The following is a 25030-nucleotide window of genomic DNA, read 5'->3' on the forward strand; positions in this document are numbered from 1 at the left end:
GCACCCGTTTAAAGCGCTTGAACAAACCGCAAAAATGGGTGTTCAATCGGCGCCAAAGCGTTAGAATGGCTCTATGAACCACACGGTCAATTGGCCGTAAAGTTTGGGGTGCCCGGCCCAGCCGGGCCATTTTTTCGGCGCATGCCGAAACGTGGAGGTTAGAAAGATTATGTCTGTGACAGAAAAAAAAGCACAGTACGCGACTGATTCACCTGATGAGGTCCTAAAGGATCTCAATACCACCGCCACTGGGCTTAGTGAGGCCGAAGCAAAAAAAAGCGGCTCACCCAGTACGGGGATAATACGATCACCAAAGCCCAGGGTGAATCTCGTTTCAAGGCATTCATTAAGAACTTCACCAGTCTGATGGCGATTCTCTTGTGGGTGTCCGGGTTCGTTGCGATCTTTTCCGGAACGCTGGAACTGGGGATCGCGATCTGGTTGGTCGACATCATTAACGGGCTGTTCAGCTACTGGCAACAGTTCCAGGCCAAAAAAAGCCACAGATTCACTGATGGCCATGCTGCCGACCTACACGCAGGTCTATCGCGATGGCAAATTGGAGCAAAAAAATGCCACCGAGCTGGTCCCTGGCGATGTTTTCATGCTCCAAGCCGGCAACTCGATCCCAGTGGATGCCCGGTTGATCGAGGCCACCTCGATGCAAGTTGACCAAAGTGCGCTGACTGGTGAATCAGTACCAGAGTCCAAATTTGTGAAATACGACCCAGGCGAAGGTCAGTTTGCCGAAAGCAACCTGATTTATGCTGGGACCACCATTGGTGCCGGCACTGGTAAAGCGGTGGCCATCGCCACCGGGATGCACACTGAGTTTGGGAAAATTGCGGCGCTGACGCAGCAACAGAAAAAGGCCAAGAGTCCGTTGGCCATCGAGTTGGATCACCTGACTCGGCAGATTTCCATCATTGCCATTGGCATCGGAATCGCCTTCTTCGTCGCTTCGATTTTCTTCGTTCACTACCCTGTCGCCAAAGCGTTCATCTTTGCACTGGGCATGATTGTTGCCTTCATCCCTGAAGGCCTGCTGCCAACGGTTTCTCTGAGTCTGGCGCAAGGCGTCACCCGAATGGCTAAAAAGCACGCACTGGTCAAGGATCTGAACTCCGTGGAAACACTGGGCGAAACCACTGTGATTTGTTCGGATAAGACCGGGACGCTGACCCAGAACCAGATGACGGTCAACCATGTTTGGACCCGTAGTAAGGAATACATCGTCACCGGGCAGGGCTACGTGAACAATGGCCACATTGAGCTTGCCGGGCAAAAAGTCGATCCTGCAAAAGAACCAGAGTTGAACCGGCTGATCAGCGTTTCGGCCCTCAACAATGATACCCAGGTTCAGCAGGATAAAGACAACGGCAAGCCTAAAATCCTAGGCACCCCAACCGAAGCGGCGTTGATCATTCTCGCTCAAAAGGCTGGCTACGATTTGGCCGCAGCCAATAAAGAAACCCCGCGGGTCAAGGAATTTTCCTTTGACTCCGACCGTAAGCGGATGAGCACGGTCCACCAGATCAATGATTCCACCCTGGCCGTCTGCGTCAAAGGCTCGCTGTCAGACATTGTGCACCAGTGTGACACGATTCAGGTCGATGGCAAGATTCGGCCGATTACTGACGATGACCGCCGCGCCATTGACGTCGCAAACACAAAGTACGCCAAGCTTGGCTTGCGTTCCCTGGCTGCCGCTTACCGTGAGATTCCGGCCGAATCTGATCAGCAGAAGCAACTGGATAATTTGACCATCGAAGAAGCCGAAAATCACCTGACCTTCGTCGGCCTGACTGTCATGGCTGACCCACCGCGCCCAGAAATTTACGACGCCGTCAAGAAGTGCCATGAAGCCAACATCAAGATCATCATGGTCACCGGGGACTCCTCGCTGACTGCCAAGTCGATCGCCGTCAAAATTGGTCTGACCTCTGACAAAGCGCGCGTCGTGACCGGTACTGAACTTGAGGCCATGAGCGAAGCTGAACTGCAGGACGCGCTGAAGGGTGAGATCATTTTTGCCCGCGTTGCGCCTGAACAGAAGTACAAGATCGTTTCGACCCTGCAAAAGAACGGCGAAATTGTTGCCTCTACTGGTGACGGGGTGAACGATGCGCCTGCCCTGAAGAAGGCCGACATTGGGGTCGCCATGGGGGTCACCGGGACTGACGTTGCCAAAGACGCCGCGGACATGATCCTCACCGATGATAACTTTGCTTCGATCGTTGCCGCCATTGAGGAAGGCCGGACCGTCTACTCTAACCTGCAGAAGTTCCTGACCTACATTCTGACCTCTAACGTGCCAGAAGCCGTGCCTTCCGCCCTGTTCCTGTTCTCCGGTGGGTTAATTCCACTCCCAATGACGGTCATGCAGATCCTGACCGTTGACCTGGGCACCGACATGCTGCCTGCGCTGGGGCTGGGCTCCGAACGAGCCGAACCTGGGATCATGCAGCAGCCACCGCGTGCCAAGAACGCGCACCTCATGAACAAGTCCGTGGTTTGGAAAGCCTTCCTCTGGTACGGCCTCATTAGCTCCGCCGTTTCCACGTTTGCGTACTTCTTCGTCAATGTGCAAAACGGTTGGCCAAGCATCGCCCTAGCCGCCTCCGGTCAGGTTTACTCCCGGGCGACGACCATGGTGCTCGGCGCGATCGTCTTCTCCCAGATCGCCAACGCCCTGAACTGCCGGACCAAGACGGCCTCGGTCATGCAAGTCGGCCTGTTCTCCAACCGCCGCGTCTGGTACGGGATCGTGTTTGAAGTCATTCTGTTCGCCTTCCTGACCATGACGCCTGGTGTGCAGGAACTCTTCAACACCACAGTGCTTCAAGGCAGCGACTGGCTCTTCCTCTTCGCCATTCCAATTCCGATCTTCCTGATTGAACAGCTACGCAAGTGGATCGACCGGCGTCGCTTGGGCATCACTAGTAAAGCAGTCGCTTAGCCATCATTTTGAACCGACCAGTTTGAACGTCAAACTGGTCGGTTTTTTGTCGGCTTCAATGCCAGAGCGCTGTCCGTTGAAAAAAGCACGACAAAGACACCATTTCGCCGTGAAATGGTGTCCCTGGCCGCGCTCCTCGCGGCTGTTTGATTGCTCCGGTTGCCCGGCGCCCTGCTACCCCTGCCGCGTCACCACGGCAAGTCGCTTGATTAAGCTAGGAAAGTGGCAGCAGCATCCTTCCACACGCCCTTGAAGGGCCCCACAGTGTCGGTGTGGGCTTCATCGCCAAACAGATCTGAAGGCTCGGTGTGCCTGATCGACCCAGAATGCGGGTTGGACCGTCAGGAGGTGTCCGGGTAGTGATGCCAAGGCTGCGCTGGCCGCGGCTCCCTTCTTCCACTGTCAAGATAACATGGGTCAGGGCCACTCGCAAAAATTTTGACTCGGCCATGGTGATTTTTGTCAATGAGCTGGTGGCCACTGTTACTGCTGCCCGGCCGAGGCGAATCGCTTCTCGCTGTCATTAACGCGGTGTACACTGACTGCAAAGGAGAAAGCGAGGCGTCAAAAATGGCCTTTAAGCTCATCATTCAGAAACCACCCGGCTTTGCGTTGCGCGTGGCCGGCTGGGTCTGCGACGGAATGACGCGCAGTGTCCTGACCCCAACTGGTGAAGTGGCGAACGTGCCGCTGCTGGTGATCTATGCAGATACTTTTCAGACCGAAAGCGGCGAGCCGCTCGCTTTACCGAGTCAGATCGTCACCGTTGTCTTATCCAAGACCCTGGCCGCCCGAGGGGCAAGCTGGTCACTGGGAGAGCGCCTGGCAGTCACCGGCTGGGTGCTTTCGTTCTCGCTGCTACACAGTCAGCATGCCCAAGCCTTGACCGCCGTGCGAAGGGCCATTGCGACGCTTGATCGTAACGGCCTCGCGAAGCTGCAGCGTGGCCAGTCCTTCCGTGGGCGGCAAATCAAGCAATTCACCGCTTGGCAGACCGCCTACCAGGCAGGAGACATTGATCTAGAAACGCTGCAGCGGCGGGAAGAGAACGCTTTTACCCAGAGCTCACCGGCTTTGTTACGTCAGTTGCGGCGTCTTCACCAGAAAGAACTCGCCACCCGCAAATCAGCGTTGACAAGGTTGGTGAAAGGCGCGCGGCGATTGCCCGCGCTAGACGGGGCGCGGCATATCCAGCGCCTGGTGACCAAGGAACACCTCGTTGATTTTTCGCCGCACCCAGAAGAGGAATTTGTCAGTATGGCACGCGTGCGATCCGCCCGAAAATTTCTGGATGGGCGGCGCGCAAACCTGCCGTGCGCATCAAGATGATGGATCAGCTTCATCACTACCGTCAGCAGTGGCTAAAAGCGGGCCGACCAACCTCGATGCTGCCAGACCCCGGCGCGAACCCGGCAACTCACCAGGCTTGGCTAGACTTTGAGGCTGATCGCGCACTCGCAAGCGCCACTCATCAGCAGGTTCGCAGAAGCCAGCGGGTAGATTAAAAGAGTCACCATTCAAACCGGAATGGTGGCTCTTTTGGGCTAATCATGCAACAGCCGACCTTAGAATAGCGGATTGAACGCCGCACTGGTTGACTGAAGCGTAAACGTTCTTGACGGCAGGTTCAGTGCGCGCTTAAGGCGAACACTGAGCGCTGTGGGTCCGAGGTTGGAGCTGAAACGATAACCGCCCTTGTAGGGCCGCAGGTAAGCCACGACCGGATTCAGCGCCAAGCGGACCGCGCGCTCTTCCTGGGCTGATCAAAGACCAACGAGTAGTCGACACCAAGCCCTGGTATCTCTGGTTCTTTTGCCATCGTTCTCGCCTCCTCCTGACGTAACCGGTTCCATCCGTCTTTAATGTAGGACGCTGCCTGGCTAAAAACAACCGGCAAGGACAAAAATAGCCCGCATTCAATGCGAGCTACTGGGCCTGACGGTGAAGCCGAAACTGAATCCCGTTAAAATCATCGCCTTCGTGCTGCGCAACATACGCGGTGGCCTCGCGATTCACGCGCTTGAGGTCCACGCCTTGCGCCTTGGCCGCAAATAAGCAGCCGCAGTAACACTGCCGGTAAACGTTGTACTCTTTGCACATCTGCACGGAGCGGGCGTAACCCCCACGCTTTTTAAAGTCGCTAGGCAGGTAAGCCACATTGTAAATGTGTTGGATCTCCAGCCCACCTTCGTTGATCCACTGCGCATTTTTACTTGGGCTGATGGTCAAGGTACTGCCAAAATAGTCAAAGCCCAACTGCCGGGCTTTCTGGGCCACGGCGTCCAGCCGAAAGTTGTAGCAGACTTTGCACCGCGCCCCGCCTTCGGGTTCGTCTTTCAGCGCCTTGGTGTGCGCGAGCCAATCGCTCGGGCGATACTCGGCACTGATGAAGCGTACCGTGTTCCCAGTCCGCTGATTAAAATCAGCGATGAAACGTTCCTGCACGAGTTTGCGCCGTTCGTACTCCATGCGCGGGTGAATATTTGGATTGTAGTAGTAAATCGTGACGTCGGCATACTGCGTCAAATATTCCAACGTGTAAGTCGAACACGGCGCGCAGCACGAGTGCATCAGAAGCCGCGGACGGCGGCCCGTCTGTTGCCAGCCGGCGATCACCTGCTGCAGGATCTGATCAAAATTGATTTTCTGATCCTTCTCGAACTGACTGGCAATGGTTTCGTATTCGAGCATGGCCACCCCTCCCGCTTGATGCTCCCAGTATACAAAAGCGGTGCTGCAAACACAACAAACCGGTGGTGCGACAAACAGGTCGGTCGGCGCCGCCGTTAATCCTGCTGGCTAGTCCTGCTCCAGGTAGTCACGCATCGCCGGTAAAGCTGAAGCCGCTTCGGTCGTCCCGGTCTGGTACAGCGCCTTCAGCTTATCGACATCGTGCTCCAGCCGGCCCACGGTCACCGGCTGCTCAGGTGCGATCACAAAGACCTGATTGGCCTTTTCCAATTGTTCCAAGGCCGCCGCCTGCCGATTATACATCTCCGGCCGGGCAATTGCGGTCTGAACAAACGTCGGATGGGCGGCAAAGGCGCGCTGATAGGCGCGGCGCAGGACCTGGCTCGTCGGCGACTTGCGATAGGCACGCTCGCGAGTGCGAATGACGACCACTTTGTCATACCCGCGGTGCTGCGCGTACTCGAAGGGAATCGAATCGGCAATGCCGCCGTCCAGGCATGGCCCCGCACTGGTGTAGGCCTCAGCCGAAATGAACGGCATCGCGGCACTCGCCTTCAGGTCGGCCACCATATCACGCCCTTGGGGATGCCGGAAGTAAACCGCGTGACCCAGCTCGATCGAGGTCGCCACAACGACAAACTCACTGCGGGAAGTGCGGTAGGTTCGGTCATCAAAATTCTCCCAGTCGCCGCCGTGTTCGCCGAAAAGATAATCCAAATTGATGATGTCCTGGTGATGCAGTGCGCGCCCGACCGAGATATAATTCTTGTCCGTGCGATGCTTCGTGTTGATCGCGTTCGTGCGCCCAATCTGCTCGGAGAGATAGTTCGTCCCACACAGCGCACCAGCAGAAACGCCGACGACTAACTCGAAATGAACGTCGTGCGTCAAGAACGTGTCGAGCACGCCTGCTGTGTACTGGCCGCGCAAGGCGCCCCCTTCAAGAACTAATGCTGCTTTGTACATTCGCCGTCTCCTTTGTTGTGCGACTGCAGTGCGTCGCGACCGCCAGATCTTCGAGAAAACATTTGGCGTTTAGTATACGGGAGAAACCGCTTATTTACAAGTCGCCAGCCGGTGGCGTCTGTGAAGGTCAAACCAACACTCAACGCGGCATAGGTGGGGCTGAACGAAAAAAAGCGTGCCAAATGGCCGCAGCCGCCCCTCGTGTGCCATAATATGCACAGGAGATGAGAGCATGACAACAGAAAACGCTTCACAGTTTTTCCCGACCAATCGCGATGAAGCCATCGCGCTAGAATGGTTGCGTCAGCAGGATTTAAGCGATAAGTCACCTGAGGACGTCGCACTGCTGTTTGATACAGCGCTAAAAGGCGTCCAGCGCAAGAATGAGCAGCTCCACGAGAACAAGTAACGTGGATAAGAAAAGCGCCTGTAGATGGGCGCTTTTCTTGTCTCGTTAGAAAGGTAGATCCTCTTCTGGAATCGCGACGTCTTTTTTCTCGGGATCAAAGGGATCGCCCTGGGTAAATCCTGAGCCGGCATCCCCACCACCGGCACGCTGAGCCTTTTGACCTTGCCTGAACTCGTAAACCTTTTGCGACTCGAGGAAAATAATGTTTTGCGCCACGACCTCCAATTCGGTGCGCCGCTGCCCCTCACCGTTCTCACGCGCGTATGACTGCAATCTTCCTTCCACCCCAACTAATGACCCTTTGTGTAAATACCTGGCCATCAACTCAGCCTTTTTATCCCACACGATGGCGCGAATAAAGTCAGCGGGATGATTGCCCTGCTCATCCCGTGCGCCCCGCGCGACCGCCAGCGTGAAAAAAACCGTAACTGATGCCACCAGCCGTCTTCTTCAGCTCCATTTCTCGCACTAAATGCCCTGTCAGCGACACTCGATTGAACATGAGTGATTCCTCCGTTTCTCTTGCGTGACCCCGTCTTTTTCGCGGGTCTGAGGATATATTTCGCCAACCACCACGAATCCCCTTACAATCCTGAACCTGCGCCACCGCCCAACAGGGACAGTCTGTTCAAAGCTGAGGCTTTCAGATTGATTGCCCACGTGCTAATATAAGGCATCCCATTAACCCCATTCGGTCACCGCTCGGCTCGCACAATGAAGACTAGTTCTCACCGCAATAACAAGCAATCAGATTTGGAAGCAAGTTCAGCGACAGGAGGAAGCGTCAATGGCACATATCAGCTGGCTTTTAATTGTCCTTGGCATACTCACAATCATTGTCTCAATCGGATGCCTTTTGCTTCAGCGCTCCCGTCATTTGGCGGAGCTTGCCGCGGCTGCAGGCTTATTTCTAGTCGGGATCGGCATCTTCATGCCAAATCTCCATTGGCAGAACAGCGAACAACCCCATCCCGCGTCTGTCAAAAAATCTGGGACCACCCCTGATCGATCGAGCAAGCCAAAAAGCAGTAGCAGCAGTGACACAAGCGATTCGGCGCTGCCAAGCGGTGAAAAACGGGGCCCCTCAACATGAGTATGACTGGGCGATGTACCTGCAAAGCGTGACGCTCGGCCAAGACCATCGCTTGGCGGCGCATGCCGATGCCTTAAAAGTCTCCTCACTCGTGCTGAGTTCCCGCAAGCAACTGGCAACGCAGGCGCAAAAACTTGTGCTCGATTCCATGGCCAAACAAAAATTAATCACAGATCCAATCCGCAAACGCGGGATATATGTTTCTTTGTACGCCGGTAAAACCTTGATTCTGGACTCTAAGGAAAACAATTTTAATCAATTTCTAGCTGATGAGTGATTAAGGACGTGTGCATGGAATTCCTATTTTCGCTGTCTAAACCTAAATCAGTAAAAACGCGAGAGACTCAATGCTGCCTAGCAGCATGAGTCTCTCGCGTTTTAGTATCGACGTTCGATAGTTCTAACGGCGATACATCTTAAATTCCAAGTATAAGTCGTTGTAGAGCCCCACCGTTTTCGGTGAGAGATCTTTGTAAACCTCAGACTTCTTGATCACATCCGCATCCGGGTAGAACTGCTTATCATTCCGCACGGACTTCGGCAGCAGCTTGAGGGCGGCTGTGTTAGGGGTGGAATAACCGACGTACTCAGCGTTTTGGGCGGCATTCTTCGGCTTCGTGATGAAGTTCAGAAACGCGTAAATGGCCTTGAAATGCTTGGCGGTCTTCGGAATGACCAAGTTGTCAAACCAGAGGTTAGACCCTTCACTCGGCACCACATAGCGCAGGTGTGAGTTATTCGCCATCATGTCGGCCGCCTCGCCTGACCAATCCACGGCCAAAGCAGACTCGTCGGCCGCCATGTACATCTTGATTTCATCCGCGACGACGGCCTTGACGTTGGGTGACATCTGATCCAGCTTTGCCTTGGCCAGCGCCAAGGTATTCGGGTCGGTCGTGTTCATGGACTTGCCCATCGACCGCAGCGAAAAGCCCATGATGTCGCGTGCCGAGTCGATCAGCATGATGTTGTCCTTGAACTTGGGCGACCACAAGTCGTTCCAGTGCTGAACCTCTTCGGCCGAAACAAACTTGTCATTGTAAATGATCCCCAGCGTTCCCCAGAAGTAGGGTAGCGAGTACTTGTTGCCGGGATCAAACGACCGGTTCATGTACAGCGAACCGTAATTGTTCAGCCCGTGCAGTTTACTTTTGTCCAGCGGGATCAGCATCTTGGCGCGCGCCATTTTCTCGACCATGTATTCGGAAGGCACGGTCAGGTCATAGGAGGTGCCGCCTTGCTGAATCTTGGTGTACATCGCTTCATTGGAGTCAAAAGTCTCCAAGTTGACGTGGTAGCCGGACTCTTTTTCAAACTTTTTGACCAGTGCCGGATCGATGTAATCGCCCCAGTTGGCCAGGTTCAACGTATTATCACCCGTTGCGCCCTGGGCTTTTTGCAGCGAGTTACTCCAAAAGGCCAGCCCGATGACGGCGGCCAGTATGACGGCAGCCATGCTAATGAGTCGTTTCATTGAGTGCCGCCCCCTTTGCCTTCAGCTTCGCCTTGTGTGAAGCCGTGCCGCGCTGAATGAAGTAGTACCGATGACCAGCACCAGGGAGAAAATGAACATGACCCCTGACAGCGCGTTGATCTCCAGGCTGATGCCCTGACGCGCCCGCGCGTAAATCTCAACGGACAACGTCTCGAAGCCATTCCCGGTGACGAAGAAGGTCACGGCAAAATCATCCAGCGAGTACGTGAACGCCATGAAGAAGCCGGATAGAATGCCTGGCGTAATGAACGGCATGATCACCCGGGTCAGGGTCTGCGTATTCGTCGACCCCAGGTCCCGCGCCGCATCCAGCAGCGACGGACTCATCTCCGACAGCCGCGGCAGCACCATCAGCACCACGATGGGAATCGAGAAGGCGATGTGGCTGAGCAGCACGGACAAGAACCCGAGCGCACATGCAGCGCCGTGAAAAAGATCAGAAAACTGGCGCCGATGATGACATCCGGTGAAACCATCAAAATGTTGTTCAGCGACAGGATCGTATTTTTCAGGACGGGCTTGCTCGTCCGGCTGATCGCCAGCGCCCCCAAAGTCCCCACGATCGTCGCGATCAGGCTGGACAGCAGCGCCAGCATCAAGGTGTCGACCACGATCTGGATCATCCGGGTATCCGCGAAGAGCTCGCTATAATGCGCCCAGGTGAAGCCCCGGAAGTTGCTCATGGTGTCGCCCTTGGAAAAACTGTAAATGATCAGGTAGGCAATCGGCACGTACAGCAGGATGAAGACAAAAATCAGGTATAGATTCGACCATTTCCACTTTTTCATGCTTGCCGTCCTCCCTTCTTCTTCCGCTCACCCGTCAGGAACATGATGATGACCATCGCGACAATCAGCACGACGCCGATGGTCGAGCCCATGCCCCAATTCATCGTCGTCAGGAAATGCTCTTCAATGGCCGTCCCCAGCGTGATGACCCGGTTGCCCCCAATCAGGCGAGTCAGCATGAAGAGGCTCAGGCTGGGAATGAACACTGCTTGGACGCCGGCCTTCACCCCGCTCATGGTCAGCGGCAGAATCACGCGCGTGAACGTCTGCCACCACTTGGCGCCAAGGTCGCGGCTGGCGTTCACCAGCCCCTCGTTCAGCTCCTCGATGCCGTTAAAAATCGGCAGGATCATGAACGGGATCTCAATGTAGCTGGCAACAAAAATGAACGAAAAATCCGTGAACAGGAACTGGTGGGTGCCGAGCCCGACCGTGCGCAGGAACGTGTTGATGCCGCCATCCTGGCTGAAGATGCCGATGAACGCGTAGGCTTTCAGCAACAAATTGATCCAGGTTGGCAGGATGATCAGCAGCAGCCACAGCTCCTTATGCTTGGCGTAATGCAGCAGATACGCGGCCGGATAGGAAATCAGCAGCGTGAACGCGGTGATCAAGAAGGCGTACCAGACCGAATTGATCGTCATCATGATATAAGTGCCGGATTGAAAATAAGTGGCGTAGTTGCTGAGCGTGAGGTCCCCTTCAATGTTGAAGAAGGATTGATAGACGATCAGCACCATCGGCGCGATCACGAACAGCAGGATCCAGAGAATGTAAGGCACGTAAAAGACCAGGTTTTGCGTTGATTTTTTTCATTCTCCGCCTCCTATTCGCCTTCGTAGCTTTCCAGCCGCGCGTCAAAGTCTTCCTCGGATTCGTTCAACCGCATGACATGGATATCTTCCGGATCAAACGTCAGGTCGACCCGATCGCCGTCTTTGGCGGGATTCGTCGAGTGAATCAGCCACTCGTTCTTGGCGTCATCGTAAGCACGATTTCGTAGTAGTCGCCGCGGAATAATTGCGTGTCGACGTCAACGGTGACCTTCCCGGCCCCCACTGCGGTGATGTCTAAGTCCTCTGGCCTCAGCACCACTTCAACCGCTTCATTCGGACGCATCCCCGCATCGGCACACTCAAACTGCTTCCCGTTGAATTCCACCAAGTAGTCCTGCACCATGTGCCCGGACACAATGTTGGATTCACCGATGAAGTCGGCAACAAAATGGTTGACCGGCTCATCGTAGATATCGACCGGCGTGCCAGACTGCTGGACCTCACCATCGTTCATGACAAAGATTTCGTCGGAAAGCGCCAGCGCCTCCTCCTGATCATGCGTGACAAACAGGAAGGTGATGCCCAGCCGCTGCTGCAGCTCGCGCAGTTCGTACTGCATGTCCTTGCGCAGCTTGGCATCAAGCGCCGACAACGGCTCGTCCAAAAGCAGCACTTCCGGCTCCAGGATAATGGCCCGGGCGATGGCGACCCGCTGCTGCTGACCGCCTGAGAGCTCGGCGATTTCGCGGTCGGCCAACCCTTCCAGCCGCACCATTTTCAGCGCATCATGCACCCGCGTTTCGATCTCTTTTTTACTGCGCTTTTGAATCCGGAGGCCGAACGCCACGTTTTCGAAGACGTTCAGGTGTGGGAATAAGGCGTAGTCCTGGAACACAGTGTTGACCTTGCGCTCGTTGGCCGGGATGTCGTTGATCCGTTTGCCGTCAAACAGCACATCACCAGCAGTGGGATCGAGAAAACCGGCAATCGCCCGCAAGATCGTGGTCTTGCCTGAACCGCTGGGGCCCAGCAGCGTGTAAAACTTGCCCTGCTCGATTTCAATGTTGATGTCCTTCAGCACGGTCGTGTCCCCGTAAACCTTGCTGACATGCCGCAATTCAATGATCGTTTTGCTCAATTTTCACTCCCCCTAAAGATACGACGCCGTGGCGACGAGTAGGATCACACTTTGGCCGCGCGCCGCGTTCACAATCCGATGCTGCTGCGTGGCGTGAAAATAAATCGTCTCGCCGCGCTTGGCCAAATAGGTCTCATTCCCCAGCTGCAGGGTCACTCGCCCTGACACCACATAAATGAAAGTCTCAGCCGGTGAAGGTTCAAACGTTTTGAATTCGCCGCCCGCCTTAAAAGTGATGTGGACAGGCTCCATTTCGTTCTCATTGGACTCCGGCACCAGCCACCGCAGCTGGTAACCGCGCTCCTCATCCTCGTATTCAGTCTGATCCGCGACCGCGTATACCAGTTGCTGGTTCTTATTCTCAGTGAAAAACTGGGCCGGCGTTTGGCCCAGCACGTTCAAGATATCAAAAAAAGTCTCCATCGACGGTGAGGACTGATCATGCTCAAGCTGGGAAATATACCCCTTGGTCAAGTCGGTGCGTTCCCCCAACTCCTCTTGAGTCAGATTTTTCTGAATCCTCAAATCACGAATCTTCTGACCAATATCCATTCGGCCACCCCCAGCCCTGGTTTTGTCAAACTAAACCATAAGTTTAGTACGCTTTGCCTATTATACCGGGTCAGGCGGTGAATTCAAGCAAAAAGCGCTACGTTTTCATTACAGTTTGTTGACAAGCGGGTGAGCCCTTGACGCGTGGGCAAACGTCATTTTGCCACAAAAAAACCGTCACCCGCAGGCAACGGCAACAATCTGAATCCGCACTATTCTTCTTCGAGACTGTTCAGCTTGTCCATATCCTTATCGCTGATGGTGAAGTCCAGCTGCGTGTTGCTCTCGGCGTGGAACCGGTGGGTCGCCTTGGGCAGCGGCAGAACGCCATTTTGCAGGCAGAACTTAATTGCCAGCTGCGCGATCGACACGTTGTACTGTTCGGCCATCGCCGTGAGGTCTGGGTCCTGAAGCAGCCGGCCGGTGGCTAACGGCGAGTATGCTTCGACCAACAACCCGTTGTCCTTGGCAAACTTGGTGATGGTGTTTTCAGTGTAGCCGACGTGGTACTGGATCTGATTGACCATCGGCTTAACCTTGGCGCCGGCAAAAATGTTCTTCATTTCCGGCACGCCAAAGTTGGAAATCCCAATTGCCTTGGCCCGGCCACTTTGGTAAATCTCCTCCATGGCTTTCCAAACTTCTTTGTTTTCCTTGTCGTAGTTGCCGCGCTTGGCCCATGGCCACGGCGCATGGATCAGGTACAGGTCAACGTAGTCAAGACCCAGGTTTTTCAGCGACGTCTCAAAGTCCTTCTTCGCGCCTGCGTAAGTCTTCGTCTCTGCGGGCAGCTTGGTGGTCACAAAGAGCTGCTCACGCGGGATCCCGGAATAACTGATGGCCGCGCCGACGCCTTGCTCGTTTTGATAGGCGAGCGCCGTGTCGATGTGCCGGTAGCCGAGGGACAGCGCGTTATACACTGCTTCCTGCGCCTCTGCCTGAGGGATCTGCCAGGTGCCAAAGCCCACTTTCGGGATCTTCACACCATTTGCCAATGTATAAGTCTCACTCAAAATCGAAGATGCCATTGTAATGCCTCCTATTGATTTTGTTGTTCAAATAACTGCACGCCCTTGGCGAGTCGCCCTAACCCATCTGTCAGCATGGCTTGAGGGCAGGCGATGTTCATGCGGATAAACTGAGCCCCGTTGCCGCGATACTCACTGCCGGCCGAAAGGATCAACCCGGTCTGCGCCCGCAGGAACCGACAGAAGGTTTCGCTGTCGGTGTGCAGCGCCGAAATGTCCAGCCACAGCAGGTAGGTCGCATTCTCGAATGCCGGCCGCACCGCCGGCATTTTTTCCAGGGAAGCTTGAACCTGCTGCCGATTGGCCGCAAGCACGCGCTTCAGGTCGGCCAACCACGCCGCCCCTTGGGTGTACGCCGCGATGCTCGCCGGCAGCGAAAGCAGATTGGGTTCGGCCAGCTCGTCGTTGTTAATGGCCCGCGTCACCGATTCTCGCAGCGCCTGCCCAGGCACAATGACCGTCGCCGCGTGCAGGGCCGCAACGTTGAACGTCTTGGACGGCGACACACAGATCACCGCGTTGTCGCGAAGGGCTTCAGGCAGCGCGAAAACCGGCGTGTAGGCCGCGCCCCGAAGACCAGGTCGCCATGGATCTCGTCTGAAAGCAGCACCACATGATGCTTCAAGCATAGTTCCGCGATGCGGGTCAGCGTCGCCTTTGACCAAGCCTTGCCGATCGGGTTGTGCGGATTACACAAGATCATCAGCGTGCTCAGCGGTTCTGCCAGCTTTTGCTCAAGATCTGCGAAATCGATGTGATACGTCCCAGCGGCCGCATCGTAAACCAAATCTGAAGACAGCGTGTGCCGGCCGTTATTTTCAATCGAGTGGTAAAACATGTTGTAAACCGGCGCCTGCACCACGACGTTATCGCCAGGGTGTGAGACCCGCCGCACCACTGAGGAAACCGCCGGAATCACGCCGGTGCAGTACCACATCCACGATGGGTCCGGCCGCGCGCCGTGCTGGCTTTCATACCAGTCGGCCACCGCTTTGAAGTACGCAGCCGGGGGCTCCTCATAACCGAACACCCCGAACTGGACCTTCTGCTGCATCGCGTCAATGATCGCCGGCGCGGTTTTGAAGTCCATATCGGCGATCCACATGGGCAGCTCGCCGGGCTTCACCGCCCACTTGATCGAATCGGTTCCACTGCGATCGATGATCTGATCAAACGCACTCATGACTGCACCACCTTGGGCTGATTATCACAGATAATTTCAGTCTTGGCCGGATCGATTTTTGTCGGATCCAAGATCAGCGTGCCGATCGCCTTCGCCCGGATCTTACCCGAGCTGGGATTCTTCACGCTGCGAATCGGCGTCGTGACTTCCGCGTCGATATTGGTGCAGTACTCGAAGGCCAGATCCGTTTCCATCATCTTGCAATTCTTGAGCGTCAAATCATCCGTGTAGCACAGTCCTTGGTCGCTGGCGATCGTGCAGTTGATGAGCGTCAGGTGCTTCGTGTTCCAAGCCAGGTATTCACCGGAGATCACTGAATCAAAAATCACCACATGATCGCAGTTCCAGAACGCGTCTTTGGTGACCAAGGTGGAATTGTGCACCTCGACGTAGCGGCAACCATCAAACGCGTAGTTGCCAATCAGGTTCAGGTGGTCCACATAGATGTTCTCACTGTCCTTGGCAAAATAATCACCGCTGGCATCCACATTTTCGATGGCAATGTCTGAACACGACCACAGCGTTTCCTCGGCGTTTGAAAAGTGGTCGTTTTGCAGCGTGATGTGATGCGCGCGCCGGAACAACTTCGGCGCCTGAAAGCTGCAGTTGCGCAGTGAAATATCATCGGTGTACCAAATGCCGCTGCGGCTCATGGTCTCAAAGATCGTGTTGATCACATCCACGTGCTTGCTGTACCACAACGGATACTTCCACGTAAAGGTACTGTCACGCAGCGTGATGTCTCGACTCTCTTTCAAAGGGGATTCCCCTTCACCGAACGTCGTGCGAATGAGCCGGGCATCGTGTTTGCCAAAAAGCGGCCGCTCGCCATCAAAGAACTGATCCTGAATGGTTTCCATTGTTTCCTCCCTCACTGGCCAAGCGCTTTTTCCGGGCAAAAAAAAGCAGGCAGCCAGAGGCTCCCTGCAACAAAACTGGGTACTGCGGGAACCCGCTTACCCGTCTATTCTATCATTTTATTGATGCGATGGACCGTCACTCAAGCGTGGCCAGAGCCGCGGCGTTTTCAGTATAGTTCACACTTTGTGATAACCGCTGCGCCATGGCCACCGTGATGTACCCCTGTTCCAGCAGATCATGGATGGCCGCCCGTTCAGCGGCCAAGGCCAAAGTGCGCAGCCGGGCCATTTCCTGCTCGTACTGCAGCGACTTTTGCTTGGCCGATGCCTTGGCGGTGGCGATGCGGTTGCGGTACTGAACGATCAAGGCGTAAATCACCTGACGATTGAACTGGCGGGCCCGGTGCTCGGGCTGTCGCAAGTACTCGCTCAGTGCCTTCAGGCCGCCCTTGGCGATTGCTTTTTCAACGGCCAAGCGCTCGCCATTAAGCGTCCGGCCGAACCGTTCGGCCGCGACCTTATGCCACCAATGCGGGATCGCCGCCTTCGCCCGGTCCACAATGTCTGACAGGTTCAGGTGCCCATGATTCTGGGCCATGGCCGTCAGCGACCGCTCCCGCGTGTGCAGGCGCCGCTTGGTTTTCTGGTAAAGCGGCTCACTGACTTGATTTGCTTCAAACAGCTGCTCCAGGGCGGCGAGTTCACCAGCCACCCCGACTGCCCGCAGAGCGATCTCATCCTGAATAAACGGCGGCAAGTCATCGCTGTCATCTTCTTGAAGCTCCAGGCGCCGCAATAAATGCTGGTACTCGTCGATCAGTCAAGGACTGGCTTTTGATTTGTTTCCCGGCGCTCGCTTTCCAGCTTGCGCACGGCGCTCTGGTACAGCACACGCTGCGCCTGCGCGTGGGTCATTAGGCGCACATCGGCCGGCTGGGCCGCGTCCTCCACATCGCCGGCATCCTCAACGGCAGAGCCCCGCAACCGCAGCGGCGCGCGATTTTTGGTCATCACCGGCAAGACCCATGTGGCCACGATCATCGATAAAACAATGTACCCGGCCGCGATGAATAGCATCAGCGAACGCTCTGGAAATGGCGCCCCTGAAGGAAGAAGCACCGGCACCGCCAGCACCCCGACCAGCGAAATGGCCCCGCGCACGCCGGCAATGCCGTTCAGCAGCGCCAGGTAGACGCTGGGTCGGTCTGCGTTGCTGATGCCAGGCCGTAACCCACATGTAGCCGTACGTCCAGCCCACCCGGATCGCCAGCATCACCAGGTAAACCAGCACCACGTCCAGCAGGGCCTGCCACGTCGACACCGCGCGGCTTTCAATGGTTGCGTGCATGGCCACCGGCAGCTCGAGACCCAGCAGAATGAAGATCAGGCCGTTGAGGACGTACACGACGATGTCCCAGGTTTTTTCCGTCACGATGCGCAGCTCTGGCAATGCCGAAATGAAGCGGTTGCCGCTGGCGTTGGTGAGCAGTCCGGCCACCACGACCGCGATGACGCCGGATGCGCCGATGACGTCATCGACCAGCAGATAGATCAAAAACGGCGTGATCAGCTGCAACACGGCGTGCAGGATCGTATCGTTGATGCCCTGTTGAAGCAGCCACAGCCGCACCAGGTTGATGATGCCCATCAGCAGTGCACCGGCCAGTGCACCCACCACGGCGATGTAGAAAAAGTCGCCAATGGCTTGCGTCCAGATAAACGTCCCGGTCATCACCGCAGCGATTCCGTACTTAAACCCAATCAGGCCGCTGGCATCGTTGATCAGGCTTTCCCCGGCAATCAGATGCATCAACCCTGCAGGCAGGTGCACCCGACTGGCCAGCGACTGAACGGCGATCGGGTCCGTCGGCGCCAGGATGGCGGCCAGGGCAAAGCTGGCCGCCAGCGGCATCGCGGGCACCAACCAGTGCAGGAAGAACCCGCCGAGAAAAGTGATGATAAACACCAGAAAAATGGCATTGCCACAATCGCGCCGCGCAGCTGCCACAGCTCACGTTTGGGAAAACGGCGACCGTCATTATACAAAAGCGGGGCCGTGAACAGCAGCATGAACCAGTCCGTCTGCATGTCGAGGCTCAGCTTGAAAAAAAAGGGCCGCCCCCAGCCCCAGCGCGACCTGAATCAAGGAAACTGGCACCACGACCAAGTAATGACTGATGACGTTAGAGACAATCACCAAAGAGATGAGCAGCAAGACCGCTTCAACCAACTGCACGCCGCTCACCTCCCTTCTTCAAATTGGCATTACAACGCTTGTTCAGTCCCGATGATGCGCACCTCGGGTTCAAGCTGGACGCCAAATTTCGCCAGCACATTTTTTTGCACATAACGGATCATCGCCATGTAGTCCGTGGCCGTGGCGTGATTGATATTCACAATGAACCCGGCGTGCTTCATTGAGATTTGGGCGCCGCCGATTTTATGGCCCTGCAGGTCGGCCTGCTGGATCATCGGCCCGACGTAATGCCCGACTGGGCGCTTGAAAACGGAACCGCAGGACGGATACTCCAGCGGCTGCTTGCTTGCCCGCCGCGCGTTCAGCTTGTCCATCCGGGCCCGAATGTCAGGCTTAGGCGCCGGCGTTAACTGAAAGGTTGCCTGCAGGACCACGTCACCGGTGTCTTGCACGATGCTGTGGCGATAGCTGAACGCCATGCCGGCGTTGTCGTAGCGTTTCAGCTCACCCGCCTGGGTCAGCACCGTTGCCGCCACCAGGATGTCCTTGATCTCACCGCCATACGCCCCGGCATTCATGTAAACGGCGCCCCCGATACTACCCGGGATGCCGCAAGCAAACTCAAAGTCCGACAGGCCGGCGCGGTACGCCGCTTCCGTGGTATCGATCAGCCGGGCGCCGGCTTGGGCAGTCACTTGGTCGCCATCCACGGTGATTTTGGCCATTGCCGTCAGGATCAGGGTCAACCCCCGAATGCCGCCGTCGCGCACGATCAGATTCGAGGCGTTGCCAATCACCGTGACTGGCAGGTGCTGGCGGCTCGCGTACTGCAGCAGCGCTTCGACTTCCTCGACCGAGCGGGGAAAGGCCAGCTGATCGGCCGGCCCGCCGGTGCGGGTAAAGGTGTACTTACTCAGTGGTTCATTTTTTAAGATGGTTATGCCATCGATTACGGCTGCAGTCATGATCTGCCTCCCAGAATTAAATTACCGGTTAATTTTAACATAAATCAGCCTTCGTCAGCCGTTTGAGACCCGCCCCGTTTTCTTATATACTGAAGGCATTACGAACGGAGGCAGTACATGATGAAATTGATTTCATGGAACGTCAACGGCTTGCGGGCCGTCTTAAAGCACGATTTTATGACGACATTCAACGCCTTGGACGCGGACTGGTTCTGCATCCAGGAAACCAAAATGCAGGCCGGTCAAGCCACTCTCGACCTGCCAGGCTACCACCAGTATTTCAACTATGCCGAGCGCAAGGGATACTCCGGCACGGCCATTTTCACCAAACATGAACCGCTCAATGTCACCTACGGCATCGGGGTCCCGGAATTCGATGATGAGGGCCGCGTGATCACACTGGAGTACCCGAAATTCTACCTCATGACGGTGTACACCCCGAATTCCGGCAGCGAGCTGAAGCGGTTGGACTACCGGCAGGGCTGGGACAAGGCGTTTCTCGCCTACACCCAGACGCTGGCGGCGAAAAAGCCGCTGGTTTACTGCGGGGATCTGAACGTGGCACACCACGAAATCGATTTGAAAAACCCGACCTCTAATCACCACAATGCCGGTTTCACCGACGAGGAGCGCGCGGACTTCACCGCCCAGCTCGAAGCCGGCTTCACCGATTCTTTCCGCCACTTCTACCTTGACGTCGCCGACGCCTACTCGTGGTGGAGCTACCGGTTTAACGCGCGGTCCCGCAACGCCGGCTGGCGCATCGACTATTTTGTCGGCAGCACCGCTTTCGTGCCGTACATGAAAGACGCAAAGATCCACAACGAAATCATGGGCTCAGACCACTGCCCGGTCGAGCTGCAAACCGCTGACTGATAGGAGACTGACATGGACTTCATTGCAATGGACTTTGAAACGGCCAACCGGCAGCGCGCGAGTGCGTGCTCCTTGGCCTTGGTCGTGGTGCGGGGAAACCGGGTCGTCGATTCATTCTACACGCTGATCGATCCGGAAGGCCCATTCGAGCCGCAAAACGTCCGCATTCACGGCATCACGGCCGCCCAGGTGATTGGCCAGCCCACGTTTCCGGCGGTGTGGCCGCACATCCAAAGCTTTTTCACCCCGGATCAACTGGTCACCGCGCACAACTCGCCGTTCGATGTGTCTGTGCTGCGGCGCACGCTTGAGCGCTACGACATTCAGGTGCCCCACTACCAGGTGATCGACACCGCCAGGACCGCGAAAAAGCTGATGCCTGAACTGCCCAACCACCGGCTGGATACCGTCAGCGCGGCGCTGCACATTCCGCTGGCGCATCATCACAATGCCTTGCAGGACAGTTACGCGTGCGCGCGGATTTTGATCGCCCAGGCCCAGCGCTTCGGGCAGGCGGCCTTGGCGCCGATGCTGAAAATGACCGCTTAACGCAAAAATCATCTCGCGATGACCAACCGGCCATGCGGATGATTTTTTGTGCCTCGCTTACTGAATGGGCAACGCCTCAAGCAACGCCTTTGCGCGTGAGCCTTCAGCCTCGAAGGTCAGCGTGCGTTTGTTATCGTCAAAGTCATCCTTAATGAAATGAATCAGGAGATAACTCTCGGGCATGGCCTCGCCGAGGTAATCCGGCCACTCGACCACTGACACGCCATCGCCTTCAAAATATTCCTCCAGCCCCAGGTCACCGGCCCCGCCGCCTTCAAGCCGATACAGGTCCATGTGGTAAAGCGGCAGGCGACCGGCCGGATACTCCCGGATCAGGGTGAAGGTGGGACTTTTGATATAATCGGTGATTCCCAGCCCGCGCGCTAAGCCCTTGGTGAAGCTGGTTTTACCCGCCCCAAGGTCACCGTCAAGCAGCAGGACATCGCCACCCACCAAGTGCGGTGCCACGCTTTCGGCAAAGCCCTGCAGTGCTGTTTCATTGTCGAATTCCATCAATGCGCCTCCAGACAAAAGCGCCGGGCAATTGCACCGGCGCTCATTTGACGGTTCAAAACCATCCTCAGTTTAACATAACTAGTCGATCAGATTCTGAGCGGCGGTGATCAACGCCACTTTGTACACATCCTCTTCATTGGCCCCACGTGACAGATCGGATACCGGTTTGTTCAGCCCCTGCAGGATCGGCCCGATCGCTTCGAAGTTGCCGAGCCGCTGGGCGATCTTGTAGCCGATATTGCCTGACTGCAGATCCGGGAAAATAAAGACATTGGCATTCCCGGCAACCTTGGAATCCGGCGCCTTCAGCTTAGCCACGGTTGGCACAAAGGCCGCGTCGAACTGCAACTCGCCGTCCAGCGCCAGGTCCGGGGCCTGTTGATGCGCCAGAGCAGTCGCTTCAACCACTTTATCCACCTGTGGCGCCTTGGCTGACCCTTTCGTCGAAAAGCTCAGCATGGCCACTTTGGGGTCAATGTCGAACAACTTCGCGGTTTTGGCAGACTCGATAGCGATTTCCGCCAGGGTCTGGGCATCCGGATCAATGTTGATGGCGTTATCGGCAAACAGGTAGCGCTCGTCACGCCCGCGCTGCATGATGAAGGCACCAGAGGTCCGCGACACGCCTGGCCGCGTCTTGATAATCTGCAGCGCCGGCCGCACTGTGTCGGCAGTCGAGTGGACGGCACCGGAAACCATGCCATCCGCTTTGCCCATGTACACCAGCATAGTACCGAAGTAGTTCGGATCTTTGACCATGGCCTCCGCCTGGTCTTCAGTCGCTTTGCCATTCCGCCGGTCAAAAAAAGGCCTTCGCCATTTCCGGCAGAATCGGGTCGGTTTGCGGATCCCGGATGGTCAGCTTGCCCAGCGTGAAGCCTTTGTCTTTGGCCACCGCTTCGACTTCACTCTGCTTGCCAAGGACGATGGCTGGATCAGCCCTTCCGAAGCGAGTCTGACTGCTGCCCCAAGAATGCGGGGGTCAGTGCCTTCGGGAAAAACGATGCTGTAATTCTTGCCGGTGATTTTCTGCTCCAAGCTCTGAATTAAGTCCAAAATGATCCCTCCATTAATTGCTTTGTTAGCGCATACAACGTTCAGGGTCTATCATAGCAATTATTCAGGCAAACCGCACTGAAAATTTACGCCTCAGGCTGGGCGGGCAACTGCCAGTTGATCGGGGTTTCGCCCATCTTGGCGAGCAGCGCGTTGGTCCGCGAAAACGGCCGGCTGCCGAAAAAAACCACGGTACGCGGACAACGGGCTCGGGTGAGGGGATTCAACCACCGCATTTTTGCCCAGATCGATCAGCTGCTTTTTGGCCCGGGCGGAGCTTCCCCAGAGAATGAAGACGACCCCGCCACGGTCGGACAAGGCGGCAATTGCGGCATCAGTCAGCGTTTCCCAGCCCTGGCCGCGGTGCGAGTTGGCCTGGCCCGCGCGCACCGTCAGCACGGCGTTGAGCAGCAGGACGCCCTGCTGCGCCCAGCTCTTCAGATACCCGTGACTGACCGGTGGATAGCCCAGGTCATCCTGGAGTTCCTTATAAATATTCTGCAGTGAGGGCGGCAGCGGGACCCCTGGCGCCACGGCAAAGCTGGCCCCGACCGCCTGGTTCGGGCCATGATACGGGTCCTGACCGAAAATGACGACTTTGACCTGGTCAAATGGCGTCCATTCGAACGCCTGGAAAATGTGATGCATCTCCGGGTAGACGGTCTGCGTTTGGTACTCTTGTTTGAGAAACTGGTGCAGCCGGGCGTACTCCGGGCCTGCGAACACCGGGGCCAGCACGGTCTGCCAGTCATTATGAATCAGTGTTTTCATCACTAACCTCCAAGTCTAGTGTACTCAAGCCTGGCCCGCTTTGCATCCGCTTTTATGGTAAAATTGCGATGATTGGAGGTTTTGCCATGATCAAACTGATCGCGTCCGACCTAGACGGTACACTGCTCAATGCCGACTCTGAAGTTTCTCCGGCCAACGCCCAGGCGATCCGGGATGCGCAGGCTGCCGGCATTGAATTTATCGTGGCCACTGGGCGCAACTTGCCACAGGCCCAGCCGCGGCTTTCACGTCACGGGCTCAAACCGGCGTTCATCACGATCAACGGGGCCTTGGTTTACAACGAGGCTGGGCAGGTCAAGGTCCATGTGCCCCTTGCGCACGACCTGCTGCTTGCCGTGCTTGATCAGATCGACCGGGCCGGCTTCTACTGCGAGCTCGTGGTTCCAGACGGCGTCGTTTCGAATTCATACGAGCATCGCCTGGCCGACATGAAGCACGCCCTGCGCCATTACCATGCTGACTGGTCAGAAGACCAGCTCACTGAACAGGCCAAGCACCGCATTCAGTACCTGTCCACGCAATATGTTGACGACTATCGGCAATTCATCACGCCAAAGGCCGAGATCCTCAAAGTGGTCGTGTTCGCCGATGGTGGCCAAGCCGCCCTGGCCCCACTCAAGGCCCAGCTCGAAGCGCAGGGAAGCTTAGCAGTCACGTCCAGCGGCGAAAATAATCTTGAAATCAACGCTCAGGATGCGCAAAAAGGCCCTGCATTGGCTGCCTACGCCGCCCTTAAACAAATCACAATGGCTGAGGTCATGGCCATCGGGGATAACCTCAACGATGAGTCAATGATCCGCATGGCCAAATACAGTGTGGCCATGGCCAACGCCGTCCCCAAAATCAAGCAGCTGGCTTGGCACGTGACTGGAACCAACGTTGAAGACGGGGTGGCCCAGGCCATTCACCGGGCCATCGCCTTGAATGAACAAGAAAAAGGCGGCGAAGTCAATGCTGTACTACATTGATGCCCAGGCGCTCCACGAATCCGGGGTCACCGTGGTCAAGGACGACCAATCACGCCCGGCGTTCATTCTCAACGGGCGCCACGGCCTGGCCAATGATAGTTTCAACCTGCACACCATCTCCGGCCAAGAACTCGGGAGATCCGCCAGAAAACCATGGGGATGTCGCCCCGCTACGACTTGACCTTAGACGGCCAAAAAGCCGGCAGTGTGAAGAAGATGCTCGGGGTCTGGCACGAGTTTGTCTTTGTGACCGACCTCAACTGGCTGATTTTTGGGAATCTGCTCGCCAATGAGTACCACATCTATCATGGGGTGAAAACCGTGACCACGATTGCCGCCGTGGGGGCCGCGACCTCGACCACGTTTAAGATCGACATCCTCGATCCCCGCAATGTCCATGCCGGCCTCTTGGTCGCTGCCGTCCTCGACCGGTGGCGGTTCGTGCACCTGACCAACCCCCTGACGCGCGGCAGTCTGGCCTACACTTCGGCACTTAAGCGAGGCAGCTCTTGGCCGCAAGCCCGGACCGATTCGCAAAATCATTTTAACCATCAGCATAAAAAAAGGCAGATCCGCTTCGGGTCTGCCTTTTTCATGCTTAAATCGCTTTTGTCATGTGGTTGTAGCGGTGCGAGCCGATCATCAGCTCGCGCGTCTTCTTGAAGCCGACCTTGCGATACAGCCGCTCGGCGTTGGGGTTGGTCTGGTCAACGTTCAGGGACAGCAGCGTCACCCCGCGCTTTTTGAGCGGCGCCACGATGCCGTTCAACAGCGCCGTGCCAACGCCATGATGCTGCGCCGATTCGGCCACGGCCAAGGTATCGATGTACCACTCGCCCGGATCGGTTTCAACATCCGGGAACAGTTCGTGGTCAACCGGGAGCCCGACGCTTGGGAGCAGCGGTTTAAACGCGTCATCAATGTGCGCTTCTTGCTCATGCGGATAGCCGACCAGAATCCCATCCACGCCATTTGCGCCTTCGTGAACCGTGGTCTGCGGGTAGCCGTAGCGGTAGTCAGGCAACAAAAAGGCTTGTCTGAACACCTTATACAAATCGGGCTTGCGCATGCGCATCAAAGCGGGTACTTCCATTTCTTCAAAGACCAAATCGATCAGCGGCACAACGGCCGCCGCGTCTTCAGGTTTACTTGGACGAATCATAATTGTTGCGG

At 56.3% G+C, this 25030-nt stretch carries 23 protein-coding genes and 6 pseudogenes; 9 read left to right on the forward strand and 20 right to left on the reverse strand.

From position 1 onward, the window contains the following. The first annotated feature begins 169 nt into the window (after positions 1-169). Positions 170-2959 (forward strand): annotated as a pseudogene (locus JCM13995_RS03410) (cation-translocating P-type ATPase). Between the two features lie 570 nt (positions 2960-3529). Beyond that, on the forward strand, positions 3530-4288 hold the full coding sequence (locus tag JCM13995_RS03415) for a hypothetical protein (protein ID WP_156314301.1): 759 nt from the start codon (positions 3530-3532) through the stop codon (positions 4286-4288). 597 nt (positions 4289-4885) lie between these two features. Here the strand turns inward: JCM13995_RS03415 and JCM13995_RS03420 are convergent. Further along, positions 4886-5650 carry an epoxyqueuosine reductase QueH gene (locus JCM13995_RS03420; protein WP_054662488.1) on the reverse strand — a complete coding sequence of 255 codons (765 nt, stop codon included), beginning with the start codon at positions 5648-5650 and terminating at the stop codon, positions 4886-4888. 108 nt (positions 5651-5758) lie between these two features. Further along, positions 5759-6616, reverse strand: coding sequence for a patatin-like phospholipase family protein (locus tag JCM13995_RS03425; protein ID WP_054662491.1), 858 nt, complete (start codon positions 6614-6616; stop codon positions 5759-5761). Between the two features lie 232 nt (positions 6617-6848). Between JCM13995_RS03425 and JCM13995_RS14270 the strand changes: the two genes are divergently transcribed. Further along, the gene (locus tag JCM13995_RS14270; protein ID WP_156314302.1) at positions 6849-7025 is read left to right on the forward strand and encodes a hypothetical protein; all 177 of its coding nucleotides are present in this window, start codon (positions 6849-6851) and stop codon (positions 7023-7025) included. Between the two features lie 45 nt (positions 7026-7070). Here JCM13995_RS14270 and JCM13995_RS03430 read toward each other — a convergent pair whose 3' ends face one another. After that, complete coding sequence (locus JCM13995_RS03430; protein ID WP_054662494.1) at positions 7071-7463, reverse strand: single-stranded DNA-binding protein; 393 nt, start codon at positions 7461-7463, stop codon at positions 7071-7073. Between the two features lie 629 nt (positions 7464-8092). Here JCM13995_RS03430 and JCM13995_RS03435 point away from each other — a divergent pair. Continuing rightward, entirely contained in the window at positions 8093-8395 is a 303-nt protein-coding gene (locus JCM13995_RS03435) for a hypothetical protein (RefSeq protein WP_156314303.1), read from the forward strand. A 123-nt stretch (positions 8396-8518) separates the two neighbouring features. Here the strand turns inward: JCM13995_RS03435 and JCM13995_RS03440 are convergent, their stop codons facing one another. The 13 genes and pseudogenes from JCM13995_RS03440 to murB all read right to left on the reverse strand — a co-directional run bounded on the left by JCM13995_RS03440 (position 8519) and on the right by murB (position 19100). Continuing rightward, positions 8519-9592: an ABC transporter substrate-binding protein gene (locus tag JCM13995_RS03440; RefSeq protein WP_054662500.1), complete on the reverse strand. Its 1074-nt coding sequence runs from the start codon at positions 9590-9592 to the stop codon at positions 8519-8521. Next, positions 9576-10401, reverse strand: a pseudogene (locus JCM13995_RS03445) (ABC transporter permease). Before JCM13995_RS03445 ends, JCM13995_RS03440 begins: the two are co-directional and overlap by 17 nt. Further along, positions 10398-11195, reverse strand: coding sequence for an ABC transporter permease (locus tag JCM13995_RS03450; RefSeq protein ID WP_054662503.1), 798 nt, complete (start codon positions 11193-11195; stop codon positions 10398-10400). Before JCM13995_RS03450 ends, JCM13995_RS03445 begins: the two are co-directional and overlap by 4 nt. A gap of 32 nt (positions 11196-11227) precedes the next feature. Continuing rightward, a pseudogene (locus JCM13995_RS03455) lies at positions 11228-12315 on the reverse strand (ABC transporter ATP-binding protein). A gap of 12 nt (positions 12316-12327) precedes the next feature. Continuing rightward, a complete protein-coding gene (locus JCM13995_RS03460) occupies positions 12328-12867 on the reverse strand; it encodes a helix-turn-helix domain-containing protein (RefSeq protein WP_054662506.1) in 540 nt (179 codons plus the stop codon). Between the two features lie 212 nt (positions 12868-13079). Then, positions 13080-13895 (reverse strand): aldo/keto reductase, encoded by an 816-nt coding sequence (locus tag JCM13995_RS03465; protein WP_054662509.1) that lies wholly within the window; start codon positions 13893-13895, stop codon positions 13080-13082. Positions 13896-13906: 11 nt separating this feature from the next. Further along, positions 13907-15078, reverse strand: a pseudogene (locus tag JCM13995_RS03470) (MalY/PatB family protein). Next, entirely contained in the window at positions 15075-15938 is an 864-nt protein-coding gene (locus JCM13995_RS03475; protein ID WP_054662512.1) for a DUF3737 family protein, read from the reverse strand. The pseudogene JCM13995_RS03470 and the gene JCM13995_RS03475 overlap by 4 nt, the downstream one beginning before the upstream one ends. 136 nt (positions 15939-16074) lie before the next feature. Beyond that, positions 16075-16734: a hypothetical protein gene (locus tag JCM13995_RS15595; RefSeq protein WP_225350690.1), complete on the reverse strand. Its 660-nt coding sequence runs from the start codon at positions 16732-16734 to the stop codon at positions 16075-16077. Positions 16735-16754: 20 nt separating this feature from the next. Further along, complete coding sequence (locus tag JCM13995_RS15600) at positions 16755-16949, reverse strand: hypothetical protein (protein WP_225350691.1); 195 nt, start codon at positions 16947-16949, stop codon at positions 16755-16757. After that, entirely contained in the window at positions 16903-17904 is a 1002-nt protein-coding gene (locus JCM13995_RS15605; protein WP_263849552.1) for a cation:proton antiporter, read from the reverse strand. The genes JCM13995_RS15600 and JCM13995_RS15605 overlap by 47 nt, the downstream gene beginning before the upstream one ends. Before the next feature lie 72 nt (positions 17905-17976). After that, positions 17977-18174 (reverse strand): hypothetical protein, encoded by a 198-nt coding sequence (locus JCM13995_RS15610; protein ID WP_225350693.1) that lies wholly within the window; start codon positions 18172-18174, stop codon positions 17977-17979. 29 nt (positions 18175-18203) lie between these two features. Then, positions 18204-19100, reverse strand: coding sequence for a UDP-N-acetylmuramate dehydrogenase (murB, locus tag JCM13995_RS03485; protein WP_054662515.1), 897 nt, complete (start codon positions 19098-19100; stop codon positions 18204-18206). A gap of 120 nt (positions 19101-19220) precedes the next feature. On the opposite strand from murB, the gene JCM13995_RS03490 reads away from it, so the two are divergent. Beyond that, positions 19221-19976: an exodeoxyribonuclease III gene (locus tag JCM13995_RS03490; RefSeq protein ID WP_054662542.1), complete on the forward strand. Its 756-nt coding sequence runs from the start codon at positions 19221-19223 to the stop codon at positions 19974-19976. 12 nt (positions 19977-19988) lie between these two features. Then, a complete protein-coding gene (locus JCM13995_RS03495; protein ID WP_054662518.1) occupies positions 19989-20525 on the forward strand; it encodes a 3'-5' exonuclease in 537 nt (178 codons plus the stop codon). A 57-nt stretch (positions 20526-20582) separates the two neighbouring features. On the opposite strand, the gene tsaE is transcribed toward JCM13995_RS03495, so the two are convergent. The 3 genes and pseudogenes from tsaE to JCM13995_RS03510 all read right to left on the reverse strand — a co-directional run bounded on the left by tsaE (position 20583) and on the right by JCM13995_RS03510 (position 22868). Then, positions 20583-21038 carry a tRNA (adenosine(37)-N6)-threonylcarbamoyltransferase complex ATPase subunit type 1 TsaE gene (tsaE, locus tag JCM13995_RS03500; RefSeq protein ID WP_054662521.1) on the reverse strand — a complete coding sequence of 152 codons (456 nt, stop codon included), beginning with the start codon at positions 21036-21038 and terminating at the stop codon, positions 20583-20585. 81 nt (positions 21039-21119) lie between these two features. Further along, a pseudogene (pta, locus tag JCM13995_RS03505) lies at positions 21120-22097 on the reverse strand (phosphate acetyltransferase); the annotation flags it as partial. Between the two features lie 86 nt (positions 22098-22183). Then, positions 22184-22868 (reverse strand): annotated as a pseudogene (locus JCM13995_RS03510) (uracil-DNA glycosylase). 86 nt (positions 22869-22954) lie between these two features. Here JCM13995_RS03510 and JCM13995_RS03515 point away from each other — a divergent pair. From JCM13995_RS03515 to JCM13995_RS15620, 3 genes are read left to right on the forward strand one after another with little or no spacing between them, the layout of a single operon-like run. Next, entirely contained in the window at positions 22955-23857 is a 903-nt protein-coding gene (locus JCM13995_RS03515; RefSeq protein WP_054662524.1) for a Cof-type HAD-IIB family hydrolase, read from the forward strand. Continuing rightward, positions 23841-24038 (forward strand): LURP-one-related/scramblase family protein, encoded by a 198-nt coding sequence (locus JCM13995_RS15615; RefSeq protein WP_054662527.1) that lies wholly within the window; start codon positions 23841-23843, stop codon positions 24036-24038. The genes JCM13995_RS03515 and JCM13995_RS15615 overlap by 17 nt, the downstream gene beginning before the upstream one ends. Then, positions 24011-24520: an LURP-one-related/scramblase family protein gene (locus JCM13995_RS15620; RefSeq protein ID WP_225350694.1), complete on the forward strand. Its 510-nt coding sequence runs from the start codon at positions 24011-24013 to the stop codon at positions 24518-24520. The genes JCM13995_RS15615 and JCM13995_RS15620 overlap by 28 nt, the downstream gene beginning before the upstream one ends. On the opposite strand, the gene JCM13995_RS03530 is transcribed toward JCM13995_RS15620, so the two are convergent. Further along, a partial coding sequence (locus tag JCM13995_RS03530) for a GNAT family N-acetyltransferase (RefSeq protein ID WP_225350695.1) occupies positions 24456-25030 on the reverse strand: 575 nt, incomplete at its 5' end. The genes JCM13995_RS15620 and JCM13995_RS03530 overlap by 65 nt on opposite strands.

It is taken from the genome of Lacticaseibacillus camelliae DSM 22697 = JCM 13995, assembly GCF_001311195.1.
Taxonomy (GTDB): domain Bacteria; phylum Bacillota; class Bacilli; order Lactobacillales; family Lactobacillaceae; genus Lacticaseibacillus; species Lacticaseibacillus camelliae.

Excerpts from the sequence above, each read along its gene's own strand:
- tsaE (WP_054662521.1), bottom strand. The coding sequence starts at position 21,038 with ATGGAATTCGACAATGAAACAGCACTGCAGGGCTTTGCCGAAAGCGTG.
- JCM13995_RS03495 (WP_054662518.1), top strand. The coding sequence starts at position 19,989 with ATGGACTTCATTGCAATGGACTTTGAAACGGCCAACCGGCAGCGCGCG.
- JCM13995_RS03415 (WP_156314301.1), top strand. The coding sequence starts at position 3,530 with ATGGCCTTTAAGCTCATCATTCAGAAACCACCCGGCTTTGCGTTGCGC.
- murB (WP_054662515.1), bottom strand. The coding sequence starts at position 19,100 with ATGACTGCAGCCGTAATCGATGGCATAACCATCTTAAAAAATGAACCA.
- JCM13995_RS03425 (WP_054662491.1), bottom strand. The coding sequence starts at position 6,616 with ATGTACAAAGCAGCATTAGTTCTTGAAGGGGGCGCCTTGCGCGGCCAG.
- JCM13995_RS03440 (WP_054662500.1), bottom strand. The coding sequence starts at position 9,592 with ATGAAACGACTCATTAGCATGGCTGCCGTCATACTGGCCGCCGTCATC.
- JCM13995_RS15600 (WP_225350691.1), bottom strand. The coding sequence starts at position 16,949 with ATGACCAAAAATCGCGCGCCGCTGCGGTTGCGGGGCTCTGCCGTTGAG.
- JCM13995_RS03465 (WP_054662509.1), bottom strand. The coding sequence starts at position 13,895 with ATGGCATCTTCGATTTTGAGTGAGACTTATACATTGGCAAATGGTGTG.
- JCM13995_RS03420 (WP_054662488.1), bottom strand. The coding sequence starts at position 5,650 with ATGCTCGAATACGAAACCATTGCCAGTCAGTTCGAGAAGGATCAGAAA.
- JCM13995_RS03475 (WP_054662512.1), bottom strand. The coding sequence starts at position 15,938 with ATGGAAACCATTCAGGATCAGTTCTTTGATGGCGAGCGGCCGCTTTTT.
- JCM13995_RS03490 (WP_054662542.1), top strand. The coding sequence starts at position 19,221 with ATGAAATTGATTTCATGGAACGTCAACGGCTTGCGGGCCGTCTTAAAG.
- JCM13995_RS03515 (WP_054662524.1), top strand. The coding sequence starts at position 22,955 with ATGATCAAACTGATCGCGTCCGACCTAGACGGTACACTGCTCAATGCC.
- JCM13995_RS03460 (WP_054662506.1), bottom strand. The coding sequence starts at position 12,867 with ATGGATATTGGTCAGAAGATTCGTGATTTGAGGATTCAGAAAAATCTG.
- JCM13995_RS14270 (WP_156314302.1), top strand. The coding sequence starts at position 6,849 with ATGACAACAGAAAACGCTTCACAGTTTTTCCCGACCAATCGCGATGAA.
- JCM13995_RS15620 (WP_225350694.1), top strand. The coding sequence starts at position 24,011 with ATGGGGATGTCGCCCCGCTACGACTTGACCTTAGACGGCCAAAAAGCC.
- JCM13995_RS15615 (WP_054662527.1), top strand. The coding sequence starts at position 23,841 with ATGCTGTACTACATTGATGCCCAGGCGCTCCACGAATCCGGGGTCACC.